The organism is Paraglaciecola marina (assembly GCF_004360155.1).
Taxonomy (GTDB): domain Bacteria; phylum Pseudomonadota; class Gammaproteobacteria; order Enterobacterales; family Alteromonadaceae; genus Paraglaciecola; species Paraglaciecola marina.
The window spans coordinates 129,302-143,343 of record NZ_SAIS01000009.1 but is presented as its reverse complement, the minus strand read 5'-3'; the positions used below and the strand labels follow the sequence as shown (position 1 = coordinate 143,343).

At 39.7% G+C, this 14,042-nt stretch carries 14 protein-coding genes; 1 reads left to right on the top strand and 13 read right to left on the bottom strand.

The window, feature by feature from the left end; translation table 11 throughout:
• Window positions 1-3: 3 nt before the first annotated feature.
• The 13 genes from lpxA to rpsB form a co-directional block, all read right to left on the bottom strand.
• Window positions 4-771, bottom strand: coding sequence for an acyl-ACP--UDP-N-acetylglucosamine O-acyltransferase (gene lpxA, locus EOK74_RS13825; protein ID WP_133470617.1), 768 nt, complete (start codon window positions 769-771; stop codon window positions 4-6).
• Between the two features lie 3 nt (window positions 772-774).
• Complete coding sequence (gene fabZ / locus EOK74_RS13820; protein WP_133470616.1) at window positions 775-1,221, bottom strand: 3-hydroxyacyl-ACP dehydratase FabZ; 447 nt, start codon at window positions 1,219-1,221, stop codon at window positions 775-777.
• Between the two features lie 35 nt (window positions 1,222-1,256).
• Window positions 1,257-2,294, bottom strand: coding sequence for a UDP-3-O-(3-hydroxymyristoyl)glucosamine N-acyltransferase (lpxD, locus tag EOK74_RS13815; protein WP_133470615.1), 1,038 nt, complete (start codon window positions 2,292-2,294; stop codon window positions 1,257-1,259).
• A gap of 42 nt (window positions 2,295-2,336) precedes the next feature.
• Window positions 2,337-2,852, bottom strand: coding sequence for an OmpH/Skp family outer membrane protein (locus EOK74_RS13810; RefSeq protein WP_133470614.1), 516 nt, complete (start codon window positions 2,850-2,852; stop codon window positions 2,337-2,339).
• Between the two features lie 43 nt (window positions 2,853-2,895).
• The gene (gene bamA, locus EOK74_RS13805; protein ID WP_133470613.1) at window positions 2,896-5,373 is read right to left on the bottom strand and encodes an outer membrane protein assembly factor BamA; all 2,478 of its coding nucleotides are present in this window, start codon (window positions 5,371-5,373) and stop codon (window positions 2,896-2,898) included.
• 63 nt (window positions 5,374-5,436) lie between these two features.
• Window positions 5,437-6,789, bottom strand: a complete 1,353-nt coding sequence (rseP, locus tag EOK74_RS13800; protein WP_133470612.1) for a sigma E protease regulator RseP — start codon at window positions 6,787-6,789, stop codon at window positions 5,437-5,439.
• On the bottom strand, window positions 6,790-7,995 hold the full coding sequence (ispC, locus tag EOK74_RS13795; protein ID WP_133470667.1) for a 1-deoxy-D-xylulose-5-phosphate reductoisomerase: 1,206 nt from the start codon (window positions 7,993-7,995) through the stop codon (window positions 6,790-6,792). It abuts the gene before it with no gap.
• Between the two features lie 11 nt (window positions 7,996-8,006).
• Window positions 8,007-8,870 carry a phosphatidate cytidylyltransferase gene (locus EOK74_RS13790; RefSeq protein ID WP_133470611.1) on the bottom strand — a complete coding sequence of 288 codons (864 nt, stop codon included), beginning with the start codon at window positions 8,868-8,870 and terminating at the stop codon, window positions 8,007-8,009.
• A gap of 34 nt (window positions 8,871-8,904) precedes the next feature.
• The gene (uppS, locus tag EOK74_RS13785) at window positions 8,905-9,648 is read right to left on the bottom strand and encodes a polyprenyl diphosphate synthase (RefSeq protein WP_133470610.1); all 744 of its coding nucleotides are present in this window, start codon (window positions 9,646-9,648) and stop codon (window positions 8,905-8,907) included.
• A 19-nt stretch (window positions 9,649-9,667) separates the two neighbouring features.
• Complete coding sequence (gene frr / locus EOK74_RS13780; RefSeq protein WP_133470609.1) at window positions 9,668-10,225, bottom strand: ribosome recycling factor; 558 nt, start codon at window positions 10,223-10,225, stop codon at window positions 9,668-9,670.
• A gap of 27 nt (window positions 10,226-10,252) precedes the next feature.
• A complete protein-coding gene (gene pyrH, locus EOK74_RS13775; RefSeq protein WP_133470607.1) occupies window positions 10,253-10,981 on the bottom strand; it encodes a UMP kinase in 729 nt (242 codons plus the stop codon).
• A 164-nt stretch (window positions 10,982-11,145) separates the two neighbouring features.
• Window positions 11,146-12,018 carry a translation elongation factor Ts gene (gene tsf, locus EOK74_RS13770; protein ID WP_133470606.1) on the bottom strand — a complete coding sequence of 291 codons (873 nt, stop codon included), beginning with the start codon at window positions 12,016-12,018 and terminating at the stop codon, window positions 11,146-11,148.
• A 126-nt stretch (window positions 12,019-12,144) separates the two neighbouring features.
• Window positions 12,145-12,876: a 30S ribosomal protein S2 gene (gene rpsB, locus EOK74_RS13765; RefSeq protein ID WP_133470605.1), complete on the bottom strand. Its 732-nt coding sequence runs from the start codon at window positions 12,874-12,876 to the stop codon at window positions 12,145-12,147.
• A gap of 334 nt (window positions 12,877-13,210) precedes the next feature.
• Here rpsB and map point away from each other — a divergent pair, with 334 nt between their 5' ends.
• Window positions 13,211-14,002 (top strand): type I methionyl aminopeptidase, encoded by a 792-nt coding sequence (gene map / locus EOK74_RS13760; protein ID WP_133470604.1) that lies wholly within the window; start codon window positions 13,211-13,213, stop codon window positions 14,000-14,002.
• Window positions 14,003-14,042 lie beyond the last annotated feature (40 nt).

Below are 14,042 nucleotides of genomic sequence, written 5' to 3'. Positions count from 1 at the left end.
GGCTTAGCGCGCAATACCTCTAGAAGAGCTGGCAACAAAATCAGCTATAAGCTTTATTTCTGGTAAATCGCCAGGCATTTCTAATAACAATTTAACTGCATCTTCTGCTCTATGCCCTTGGCGATATAACACCTTATAAGCACGTTTAATTTGCATAATGGTTTGACTATCAAAGCCTCTACGTTTCAAGCCTTCAGCATTTATAGTGCGAGGTTTGCTGTCGTTACCTAACATAACAAAAGGAGGTACATCAGCAAGAATGATAGCACCGCCACCTACAAAACTATGATCGCCAATACGACAAAACTGATGTGCAGCAGTAGCACCTCCCATAATGACCCAATCGCCTATGTGCACATGCCCCGCCAAAATAGCACTAGTCGCTAATATGCTATTGCTTCCAATAGAGCAATCGTGGGCAACATGGACGTAACACATCAGTAAATTATTTGACCCAATAGTCGTCACACTATTATCTTGAACTGTTCCACGGTGAAGTGTCACCGACTCACGTATAATGTTGTTATCACCTATGATTAGTTCAGTCAGCTCACCTGCATACTTTTTATCTTGGCAATCTTCACCTATAGATGAAAATTGATAAAAGTGATTACCTTTACCTATAGTGGTTTTACCTTTAACCACTACATGAGATTCAAGTACTGTGTTGTCACCTATGCTGACATTTTCATCGATAAAACAATAAGGCCCGATACTGACATTATTGCCCAGTTTTACGGAAGGATGAATAATAGCCGTTGAATGGATCACTTTTTACAGTTTCCTCATAGCACACATAAACTCTGCTTCACACGCAGCAACTCCGTCTACACTGGCAATACCACGGAACTTCCAAATACCACGACGTTCTTTAATTAGCTCTACACGCATGTCTAAACGATCACCTGGAACAACGGGTGTTTTAAAACGTGCCTTATCAACACCTGCGTACAAGTATAGATCATCACTATTACCTTGAGTTTTAAACCCTAGCACACCAGCAACTTGAGCTAAGGCTTCAAGTATCATCACGCCAGGGAAAATAGGTTTGCCTGGAAAATGTCCAGTAAAACAAGGTTCATTAAAGGTAATGTTTTTATAGGCATCAATGGATTCATTGATAGTATAATCTGTCACTCTATCTACTAATAGAAAAGGGTAGCGGTGGGGTAACAACTCCATGATCTCTTCTACTGCAAGAGTGTTTAAACTATTAGCCAAAGGGGGTTCTCCTAAACTCACTATTGGGTAGCTTTCTAACTACCTTGTTGGGATTTCTCTAACGTTTTTACACGCTGATTGAGGGTAGTAATGTTTCTCAGAGCTACCATATTTTTACGCCATTCTTTATTTGCAGCGGCAGGTATACCTGACGAATATACTCCAGGTTCTGAAATACTTTTAGTCACCATACTCATGCCAGTAAAAACAACACCATCACATATATTGATGTGACCATTAATTCCTACTAGCCCAGCCATGCTACAATTTTTTCCAACCACCGTACTTCCTGCAATAACAGAACAAGCAGCCATGGCGGTGTTTTCACCTATTTCAACGTTATGAGCAATCTGACACTGATTATCAATAATCACGCCGTCTGCCAAAATAGTATTATCAATGGCACCACGGTCAATGGTAGTACTTGCGCCAATTTCAACTCTATCACCAATTATCACACTGCCTAATTGAGGAATTTTGATCCACTTGCCACTTTCATTAGCATAACCAAATCCGTCACTACCTATTACAGTATTAGCTTGAATCAAACAATCTGAACCTAACACTACATCATGATAAATGCTGACGTTAGACCATAATTTTGTATTTGCACCCAAGACTGCATTTTTGCCAATAAAACACCCAGGACCAACTTGAACGTTATCGCCTAATTTAACCCCTGTCTCTATGACAGCATTCGCCGCAACTTTCACATTTTCACCAAGCACAACATCATCTGCAATAACTGCGTGAGGTGATATCTCATGGGCTGCAGCCGGAGTGGTATCTAGTAATTGTGCAGCCTTTGCAAACCCTATATATGGGTTATTCATTACAAGTGCTGAACGTGAACAGTGAGACAGTTCGTCGGGATGTAAAATAATAGCTTGTGCCATCGAATCCTGAAGTTGACTACGATACTTGCTATTCGATAAAAATGAAATCTGACCATTACCCGCACTGACTAATGTAGACAGACCGGTAATTGGAGTATTTTGAGTATCATTATTCGCTAGATGCAGTTCTGCACCAATGTGATTGGCTAACTCTATTAAACTAACTGAATGGCTCAAAACACCTCCCATTTCAATAAATACAATAGTTAACTAATAATTTTAGTTAACTTTACTAACTTGCTCTAAAACTAACTTAGAAATATCGTGGTCAGGATTAATAAAAGCTACTGAGTTGGCATTCAAGATAACGTCATACTTTTCTTTTGCTGCAACGGCATCAACACCTTGCTTTATAAGACCAAGTAACTTGTTTTGTTCTTCTTGCAGGCGTTGCTGAATTTCTTGCTGAAGAGGTTGGGCTTTAGCAGTATATTCACCACGAAGTGCAATAATCTTTTCTTCAAGTTCTTTTTTCTCAGCTGCACTCATAGTAGCTGCATCACGCTGATTCTTTTCAAGATAGTACTTAATGTCTTTTTCTAAACGACTAACTTCTTCAGTTTTATCTTTAAATTCAATAGCAATAGCTTCTTGAATATTTGCAGCTTGAGGCATGTTCTGGAAGATACCTTGAACATTAACCGCCCCAATTTTTTGCTCTGCAAAAACAGCTGAACTTGTCATGGCTGTAGTTAGTAATGCACCCGCTATTAAACTCTTAGTAAATTTTTTCAAAAGAAACTCCTGTCTTATAGTGATTGACTAAGCAACCAAAAAATTAAAATGTTTGACCAATATTAAAGGTAAAGAATTTGGAATCATCACCTTCACGTTCTTTAATGGCTCTAGAAAAACTAAACACCATAGGTCCCATGGGTGATAACCATTGTACAGAGATCCCGCCTGAAGCTCTATAAAGGAATGGATCACTATAATCTAATAATGGGTCATCGTTAAAACTAGTGCTCAGAGTTAGATCTTTGTAAGCATCGTAATCAAATTCAGTGTCCCATACGTTACCCACATCAACAAATAAACTGGTACGCACTGAGTTATCAAAATCAACCTCAACAAATGGAGTGGGTACGATTAACTCAACTCCCCCCAACACCATGGCATTACCACCTAAAGAACGGGTAGAAATAGCAACCACATCACTTGAGCTATCCCCTAAAATATCATTACCATTTGGATCTGTAACCGCTACTGATGGTGTAACTTGTAACCCGCGAGGGCCAACTGTGTTATTTTCAAACCCTCTTAAAGAATCTGAACCACCCGCTGTAAAATGTTGTGTAAAGGGTAAGATTTGATCTACACCACCCGCATCACCATAACCATTACCATACCCTGCTTTTAACCTTGCTAATACAGACCAACGTTGATTACGTGAAAGTGGAAAATACCACTTACCATCAATTTCAGTTTTAAAGTAGTTTACGTCTGAATTGGGTGTAGTAATACCAAATGATGCACGTTGCGATGAACCTGCAGTTGGGAATACACCACGGTTTAAGGTTGAGCGAGACCAAGCAACAGAAGCTAGAAAGCTATCATAATTAATTGCAGAGTCGGGGTTTTCTTCATCAACAAACTGGTCATTAAAACGTGTAGTCTGAACATAGGCTTGGCGTTGGAATAACTCAACATTACTATAGGTCAGTCCAAAATTGATACGGTTAAACTGATTTATTGGGTAACCAACATTGGCACCTAGAGAGTATTGTTTACTGTTGTATTGAATTAAGTTAGCTGAACTACCATCAAATTCACTATAAGACACTGTTCCCCCTAAACTAATACCATCAATAGTAAAGAAAGGGTCTGTGTATGAGAGCTGAATGCTTTTCTGATAAGACACTGTGCTTATATTAAATGCGATGCGCTTACCTGTACCCAAGAAATTATCTTGTTGAATACCCGCATTTAAACTTAATTTAGTTCGGTCACCATAACCTATGCCCGCATTGAAAGCGCCAGAAGGTTGTTCTTTTACAGCAAAATTTACGTCAACTTTGTCTTCTTCACCTGGCAAACGCACGGTTTCAAAATCTACGGTTTCCATATAAGTTAAACGTGACAAACTATTCTTAGATGACTCTAAGGTGGCGTTTGACAACCATGCACCTTCCATTTGAGATACAGATTGACGTAACACTTCATCTGCCGTGCTGGTATTACCGGCAAAGTTAATGCGGCGCACGTAAATACGCTTACCTGGGTCTACAGATAACACTAATTTTACAGTTTTGTCTTCATCATTGATGTCAGGAATAGTGGTTACTGTTGGGTAGGCATAGCCATATCGCCCTAAATACTTACTGATAAACTCTTCGGTATAGGTGACTTCTGCTTGATTATACATTTCACCTTTTTTCAATGGTAAAACAGCATTTATATAGTCTTCGTGCCCAAGTAAGTCACCGATTAGCTCTATATCAGAAATGGTATATTGCTCACCTTCATCGACATTCAAGGTAACATAAATTCCGGTTTTATCAGGAGTCATAGTGACTTGAGTTGAATCAATGTTAAAACGTATATACCCCCTATCCTTGTAGTAACTAGTTATGGTTTCCATATCACCTGTTAGGGTTTGTTTCTGGTAACGAGTCTCAGATAAGAAATCCCACCAAGCGGTATTAAATTTTAGTTCGATTGGGTCAAGTAGCTCACTATCAGTAAAAGTTTCGTTACCCACAATATTAATCTGTTGAATTTTTGCTGAGTCACCTTCTTCAAACAATAGTTTTAAGTCAACTCGGTTTCTAGGTAAAGGAGTAATAATAGCCGTTACATCAGCATTATATTTACCGATACTATAGAAGAAGTCCTTAAGGCCGTTCTCAATAGAGGTTAATACCGTTCTGTCTAAAGGCTCACCAATTAAGATATTGGCATCATTTAAGCTTTCTTGAAGTTGCTCATCTTTTATATCGTCATTATCTTCAAACACTATGTTACTGATAGTTGGGCGCTCTTTAACTCGCACTATCAATGTATTGCCATCTCGTAAAATTTCGATATTTTCGAAATGGGTTGAAGAATACATAGACCGAATAAGCTGTGAAACCCTAAAGCTATTCATCTCATCACCCACGTTAATGGGTAAGTAAGTGAGTGCTGCACCTAAAGCAACACGCTGTAAACCTTCTATTTTAATGTCTTCGACTACAAATTCACTACCAGGGGCAGCTTTTGCAACGCTAGTAATGGATAATATTAATCCGGCAACAACTAACTGTATAAACTTCATTTATTAGTATTCTTCCTAAAAGCACAAAAACAAAACATGCTTGGCCTAACTGACCGATAAAAATTATAAACGCGCAATATCATTAAAGATTGCGATGCTCATTAATAGCAGCAACAATACGCCACCCACTTTAAATCCTATTTCTTGTACTGACTCCGGGACAGGACGACCACTAAAAAGTTCGATAACGAAATACAGTAGATGTCCACCGTCTAGTACGGGTAAGGGCAAAAGGTTAATTATGCCTAAGTTCACACTAATTAGCGCTAAAAATCCTAAAAAGTATACCAACCCAGAGCTTGCGCTCATCCCGGCACCCTGCGCAATTGCGATAGGGCCACTTAAGTTCTTTACTGAAACATCACCCGTAAGCAATTTACCTAACATTTCGACACTGAGTGTCATCATACGCCAAGTTTTATCCATTGCTTTGGTTACAGCGTCAATAACGCCATATTGATGTGTAAACAACATACCTGCAGGCCAAGCTTCAAAGGTGGGGGTGAACCCCATATATCCTTTGACTATTCCTTCAACTTCATTTTGACCTATTGAGCCTTCTAACCTTACGGTTTCGCCGCCTCTCAATACATCCACCTTCACAAACTGGTTCGCTCTAGATGAAACATATCCCACTATTTGTTCCCAATTTTCCATAGTAGTTCCATCTAGACGCAGAATTTTATCATTTGGCCGCAACCCAATGGCATCTGCGGCAGAGTCTGGCAGCACGTAACCTATGATTTTTGAGACTTCCGGTCGAAAAGGAACTAAACCTAAACTCGCAATCGGAGAGCCTTTATCTGGATCAAACTGCCAAGTTTCAATATTAACAACTGCTGAGCGCTCAATAACATGATTAGCTTCTGTCCACTTTATATGCATCAAATCTTTGCCGATATGAGAAATTAGCTCATAATTTACATCTTCCCAATCTGCTACTTTACGATCCCCGACTTGGGTAATAATGGCATTTTTAGTAATGTTACTTTGACTAAAAATACTCTCGGGCTTAATGTCTGCAACCACGGGCTTAACTGTTTCTAAGCCAATCAGATACATAATAAACAAAGCGAAGATAGCAAACAAAAAATTCACTATTGGGCCTGCTGCCACAATCGCAATACGTTTTAATACATGTTGGCGATTGAATGCATAAGGCAAGTCCTCTACCGCTACTTCATCGACCCGCTCATCCAACATTTTTACGTAGCCACCTAGAGGGATAGCAGCAACGACATATTCAGTGCCTAACTTATCAGTCCTTTTCCAAAGGGCTTTACCAAACCCAATAGAGAACCTTTCTACTTTGACTCCACAACGACGGGCTACCCAAAAATGCCCCCACTCATGAACAGCGACTAAAATACCTAAAGCAATAACAAAACTTGCCACTGTCCATAAAAATTCTAACATTTACTTAGTTCTCAACATGGCTGGAGGGTTTATTCTTTTTATAATTTCTAAGGAAACTCGTCTAGCATTTTGGTCACTCGCAATCACCTCATCAATAGTATCTAGCTTATGACTGGTAATTTGCTGCAAACATTCATTATTAACTTCTGCTATCTGTGTAAAGCTAATCTGTCCCTGCAAAAAGCTATCTACGGCGATCTCATTAGCAGCGTTAAGGCTAGTAGTGGCATATTGCCCTGCATTACTGGCCTCAATTGCTAAGGTTAAATTAGGGTAGCGTTCTTTACTAGGTTGGCTAAAAGTAAAATCTGTTAGCTGATTAAAATCTAAAGCAGCTACCCCGGATTCGACTCTTTGGGGGTAAGCTAACGCGTGAGCAATAGGCGTACGCATATCTGGATTACCCATTTGGGCTATTACTGACCCATCTAGGTATTGCACCATAGAATGAATAATACTTTGGGGGTGCAACACCACTTGAATATCATCAGACTGTAAACCGAATAACCAGCGAGCTTCAATGAACTCCAAGCCTTTATTCATCATAGTGGCTGAGTCCACAGATATTTTGCGACCCATGCTCCAATTTGGATGAGCGCAAGCTTGCTCTGGACCAACATGAGATAAATCTTGTAATGGTAGATTTAAAAAAGGTCCACCTGAACCGGTCAGTAAAATCTTGCTTATACCTGATGCAGGTAAGTCACCATAAGTGAAGTCTGCAGGTAAACATTGAAAAATAGCGTTATGTTCACTATCAATGGGTAACAGCTGGGCTTTATATTTATTTGCTGTTTGAATAAACAAATCACCAGACATAACCAAAGACTCTTTATTGGCTAGTAGCACCTTTTTACCTGCTCTTGCAGCTGCCAAAGTGGGCAATAAACCAGCGGCTCCTACAATAGCTGCCATGACCACATCGACATTGGCATCACTTGCAACCAGCTCAAGGGCATCATTACCTGCGAGTACTTCACAGTTTAACGTACTTTGAGCAAATAATTCTTTAGCTTGTTGGTAATACTTAAGATCGCTTACAACAACATACTCAGGAGAGCATATTAGAGCTTGCTGTAACAAAAGATCGATATTGCTATTTGCGGTTAACGCAAACACTTTGAACATTTCAGGGTGTCTTAGAAGGACATCGATAGTACTTCTTCCTATCGATCCCGTTGCCCCTAATATAGTGACCTTTTGAATAGCTTGAGACATTAAGCCATCCACATAACATAGCAAAACGCAAAAATAGGAAAGGCTGCAGTTAGGCTATCTATTCTGTCCATTATTCCGCCATGACCTGGTAACAAAGTGCCACTATCTTTAATGCCAGCACACCGTTTGAACATGCTTTCATTCAAATCACCTAAAGCTGACACACCAACAGTTAAGGCACCAATTACCACATGTAGCCATATACGAGAAGGATCTACTTGGTAGTGCAATGCAGCAAAAGCAATAATCGCAGAAGACGCAAAAATACCTCCCATTAATCCCTCATAAGTTTTACCAGGAGAAACTCTGGGACGTAATTTATGTTTACCAAATTTAACACCCACGAAAAATGCACCAATGTCTGCCGCCCAGACAATACCTAACACATAAAAAATTAAAGAAGCGCCGTAATAAGGATCAACATCATACAAACTCGTGCGTAATGATACCACCGCGACCCAAGTAGGGATCAATGTAAAAAACCCGAAGATCCCCCTTAAAACTTTACTGCAATACCAAATTGAGCTGAACTTTGGATAGCCAAGTATCATGAAAAATGAAATAGCCCACCAAATTGCAGCGGCACTTAATATATAAATGTATAGACTATTAAGTTGTCCTTGATACCAAATAAGATCCGTTGGCAAAAGAATAGACAGGCAAACACATACAGCCGCGACTAATATTGCATAGGCATACTTAGTAGTGGTTCTGGTAATACCTGACATACTTGACCATTCCCAAGCACCAAGACCTATAATTGCGGCAATGACCAGTTGGAAACTAAACAGAGGTAAAAATAAAATGGCAAACAGAGCCAAGGGCGCTAAAATAAGCGCAGTGATAATTCGTTGCTTTAACATTTTTCCGCCTTAAGCCTTACTCTTGAAAGACTTGTCATTCACTAATCTGCTCGCCTGTTTTACCAAAGCGTCTTTGACGTTCATTGAACGTATCCACAGCAGATTGAAAAACTTCTTCATTAAAATCAGGCCAAAACTCTTCGGAAAAATATAATTCAGCATAAGCAATTTGCCACAATAAAAAATTGCTTATGCGTTGCTCACCGCCGGTACGGATCAATAAATCAACTTCAGGCACGCCATTGGTACTAGTAAACTGATTAAAAACCGTTTCATTAATATTATCTAAGCTTAGCTCGCCAGCTTGGACACTCTGAACAAGACTTTTGGCAGCATTAACAATATCCCAACGGCCGCCATAATTTGCAGCTATATTGAGTGTTAATGCGTCGTTTTCTGCGGTAAGTACCTCTGCCGCACGAATTTTCTCAACTAATTTTGTATCAAAGCGACTCGTATCGCCAATCACTCTTAATCTCACGTTATTCTTATGCAGTTTTTTAACTTCACTTCCTAGAACCATTTTAAATAGCTCCATAAGCACCCCAACCTCTTCTTCGGGTCGGTTCCAGTTTTCACTACTAAACGCAAACAAAGTAAGAAATTTAACTCCATTTTTAAGGGAATAAGAAACTGACGCTCTTACCGCTTTAACACCAGCTTTGTGGCCAAAAGTGCGGATTTTACCTTTGTTTTTAGCCCAACGACCGTTGCCATCCATAATAATGGCAACATGTTCAGGTGTTATACTTGAGTTTGATAAATTAGATGTATTCATGAAATAGAAAAAGGCCCAGTTATACTTCCATTAGGTCTTTTTCTTTAGCTAATAAGATTTCATCAACTTGTTTAACAAATATATCTGTCAATTTTTGAATCGATTCTTCACCACGACGACTATCATCTTCACCGATTTCTTTTTCTTTGAGTAACTCTTTAATATCGCCATTAGCGTCACGTCGGATATTACGAATCGCGACTTTTCCTTGCTCAGCTTCACCGCGAACGACTCGAATTAGGTCTTTACGACGCTCTTCGGTTAATGCTGGCATAGGTATGCGCATAACCGCTCCGGCACTCATAGGGTTAAGCCCCAAATCTGACTGCATAATCGCCTTTTCTACAGCTTGAGCTGCACTTTGATCAAACACGGTTAATGCTAAGGTACGAGCATCTTCTGCAACGATATTAGCTAACTGTTTTAGCGGAGTCGGCGCGCCATAATAAGGCACCATAATGCTATCAAGTAAACTAGGATGCGCACGACCCGTTCTAATTTTAGAAAGCTGCCCTTTTAAAGAGACAATACTTTTTTCCATACGCTGACGCGCATCATCATTAATTTCATCAATCACGGTAGTATTCCTATTATTGCTATTGTTTTATGAATGACAGATCACTGTGCCTACATCTTCGCCCATCACTACGGCTTTCAAACAGCCTGGGGTATTCATATTAAATACGCGAATAGGGACATTGTGGTCTCTGGCAAGGGTAAATGCAGCCAAATCCATTACTTTCAATTCTTTGTCTAAAACCTCATCATAAGAAAGGGTTTTATATAATTTTGCATCTGGGTTAGTTGCTGGATCAGAATCATAGACACCATCTACTTTAGTTCCTTTAAGAACTGCGTCGGCTTCAATTTCGATGCCACGAAGACAAGCCGCTGAGTCAGTTGTAAAGAATGGGTTACCTGTTCCAGCCGAAAAAATTACAACACGTCCAGACTTTAACAAACTAATAGCTTCTGCCCAGTTGTATGAATCACACACGCCATTTAAAGGAAATGCTGACATCAAACGAGCATTTACGAATGCTCTGTGTAAGGCGTCACGCATAGCTAAACCATTCATGACTGTGGCTAGCATTCCCATATGGTCGCCAACGACTCTATTCATTCCTGCTTTAGCAAGTCCTTCACCACGGAATAGGTTACCGCCACCGATAACTAAACCAACTTCAATACCCAACTCTACGATTTCTTTAATTTCTAGCGCCATGCGCTCTAGTACTTTGGGATCAATACCAAAGCCTTCATCCCCCATTAGGGCTTCGCCACTCAATTTTAATAATATTCTGCGATAAGTAGATTTAGGTGCGACACTCATAGGTGGTATTTCCTTAATATGAAAAAGACGAAGATCTCTTAGGGTTGCGAACCCTTTTTAGTACATATAAAAAAGCACCTCAAAGTGAGGTGCCAGTATTATACCCAAACAACTTTAAAATGCATGTTTCAGCATAAATAAAAATTGTTTTGAAGCTTATCTGCTTACTTTTTAGCTGCTGCCATTTGAGCGGCAACTTCAGCTGCGAAGTCTTCTTCTTTCTTCTCGATACCTTCACCCACTTCAAAACGTACGAAGTTGATAACATCTGCACCCTTTGATTTAAGTAAGTCACCAACAGATGTTGAAGGATCTTTTACGAAAGGTTGACCAGTCAAGCTGATTTCGCCAGTGAATTTCTTCATACGGCCAAGAACCATTTTTTCAGCGATTTCAGCAGGCTTTCCTGATTTCATAGCAATATCTAGTTGAATTTCTTTTTCTTTTTCAACGACTTCAGCTGCAACATCTTCAGGCTTAACGAATTGAGGGTTAGATGCAGCAACATGCATTGCAATATCCTTAGCCAACTCTTCATCACCACCTTGTAAGATAGCAATAACACCAATACGTGCACCGTGAACATATGCACCTAGGTTATCACCTTCAACAGTAATAACACGACGAGGGCTGATGTTTTCACCAATTTTAGCAACTAAAGTGTCGCGAGCTTCGCTTACTTTAACGCCATCAATGTCAGCATTATTTAATGTATCCATATCACTAATTTTATTTGCAGAAGCAACGTCGATTAGTTTTTGACCAAAAGCAACAAAACCGTCATCACGAGCAACAAAATCAGTTTCACTGTTTAATTCGATCATAGTTGCTACACCAGGAGCAACTTTAGTCAAAATAACACCTTCAGCAGCAATACGACCTGCTTTTTTAGCGGCTTTAGCTTGGCCATTTTTACGCATGTTTTCGATTGCTAGTTCGATATCACCATCAGTTTCAACCAATGCTTTTTTACAATCAAGCATGCCAGCGGCTGTGCGCTCACGCAATTCTTTAACTAGGGCTGCAGTAACTGCCATTTTTGTTTCCTCAGCAATATAATTTAACTTTAAACATCTATGAAAACAGGGGCGTTGGCCCCCGTTTGTTTTTATTCAATTCGGCAATCAGTTATGATTGCCATAGTGCATTCTTGATTTAGCTAATTACTCAGCTGCTTCTACGAATTCACCTTTTTCAGCTTGTGCTTCAACAGTTTGCTCACGACCTTCGATTACCGCATCAGCTGCAGCATTCAAATAAAGTTGCACAGCACGGATAGCATCATCGTTACCAGGTACGATATAATCAACACCATCTGGATTTGAGTTAGTATCAACAATAGATACAACTGGAATACCTAGGTTTCCTGCTTCAGTGATAGCGATATGCTCGTGGTCAGCGTCAACTACGAATAAAACATCAGGCAAACCGCCCATGTTTTTAATTCCACCAAGGCTTGTTTCAAGCTTAGTCATTTCACGCTGAAGCATTAATACTTCTTTTTTAGTCAATTTTTCGAACGTTCCGTCTTGGCTTTGTTGCTCAAGCTCTTTTAAACGTTTGATTGACTGACGAACTGTTTTCCAGTTAGTTAACATACCGCCTAACCAGCGTTTGTTAACATAAAATTGGTCACATTTGTCTGCAGCTTCTTTAACTGCATCACTTGCAGCACGTTTAGTACCAACGAAAAGAATTTTTCCTTTTTTAGCAGCAACGCCACCAACGAAGTTAAGTGCTTCGTTAAACAAAGGAACAGTTTTTTCTAGGTTGATAATATGAACTTTATTACGTGCACCAAAGATGAAAGGTTTCATTTTTGGGTTCCAGTAACGAGTCTGGTGTCCGAAGTGTACGCCTGCCTGAAGCATGTCGCGCATAGATACATTTGCCATTATATAGATTCCTCAATATGGGGTTAGGCCTCCATACATCCCAGATTTCGATCCTCTTAGGTTTACCCTAGAAAGACACCCCGAAATATGTGTCGATGTATGTGTGATATTAATGCTAGAAAACCTAGCTACTTCGCGATAATTTGAAGACAATAATGTCCCCATTAATTTCAGCGGTGCGCTTTATAACATGAGTATTTTGAGGATTCAAGTTTTAGTCTAAAAATCCACTATATATGCACCAATTCCCTAAAATTAGACCCTAGCGAGAACCTCTCCAAAAAGTTACAATATGCAATCACTACCAAATATTTTATAAATTAGGATCATCGTTTTGTCAGGTACCATAAAAACCGCTGAAGAAATTGAAAAGATGCGTGTAGCAGGCCGACTTGCTGCTGACGTACTGCAAATGATTGGGCCGTACGTTAAAAAAGGCGTTACTACCAACGAGTTAAATCAAATTTGCCATGATTATATAGTCAATGAGCAAAAATGTATTCCCGCTCCATTAAATTATGGTCACCCCCCCTTTCCTAAATCTATTTGTACTTCAGTTAACCACGTTATTTGTCATGGTATTCCTGCTGATAAAAAACTTAAAGATGGTGATTCTGTAAATATAGATGTGACAGTGATTAAGGACGGCTACCATGGTGATACGTCCAAGATGTTTGTAGTAGGTAAACCCTCAATACTAACAGAGCGTTTAATTAGAGTGACTCAGGAGGCACTATATATAGGCATTAAAATGGTAAAGCCAGGCGCTCGATTAGGCGATATCGGCCATGCTATTCAACAGCATGCTGAAAGCCATAATTATTCGATCGTTCGTGAATATTGTGGCCATGGTATTGGAGCTAATTTCCATGAAGATCCACAAGTGGTGCATTATGGTAAGCCTAATACTGGAGAAACCTTAGAAGCCGGTATGTGTTTTACTATCGAACCTATGGTAAATGCCGGTAAACGCTATTCTAAAATCCTTCCTGATCAGTGGACAGTGGTAACCAAAGACCGAAGTTTAAGTGCCCAATGGGAGCATACTTTACTCGTCACAGAAAATGGCGTGGAAATACTAACACTTCGTGATGATGAAAACATAGATCGCATCATTAACCATTAGTTTGTGTCTCGTACATTAACCATTTGAAAATAGTCCTTTG

Excerpts from the sequence above, each read along its gene's own strand:
- bamA (WP_133470613.1), bottom strand. The coding sequence starts at position 5,373 with ATGAAGTTTATACAGTTAGTTGTTGCCGGATTAATATTATCCATTACT.
- rseP (WP_133470612.1), bottom strand. The coding sequence starts at position 6,789 with ATGTTAGAATTTTTATGGACAGTGGCAAGTTTTGTTATTGCTTTAGGT.
- EOK74_RS13790 (WP_133470611.1), bottom strand. The coding sequence starts at position 8,870 with ATGTTAAAGCAACGAATTATCACTGCGCTTATTTTAGCGCCCTTGGCT.
- uppS (WP_133470610.1), bottom strand. The coding sequence starts at position 9,648 with ATGAATACATCTAATTTATCAAACTCAAGTATAACACCTGAACATGTT.
- pyrH (WP_133470607.1), bottom strand. The coding sequence starts at position 10,981 with ATGAGTGTCGCACCTAAATCTACTTATCGCAGAATATTATTAAAATTG.
- tsf (WP_133470606.1), bottom strand. The coding sequence starts at position 12,018 with ATGGCAGTTACTGCAGCCCTAGTTAAAGAATTGCGTGAGCGCACAGCC.
- rpsB (WP_133470605.1), bottom strand. The coding sequence starts at position 12,876 with ATGGCAAATGTATCTATGCGCGACATGCTTCAGGCAGGCGTACACTTC.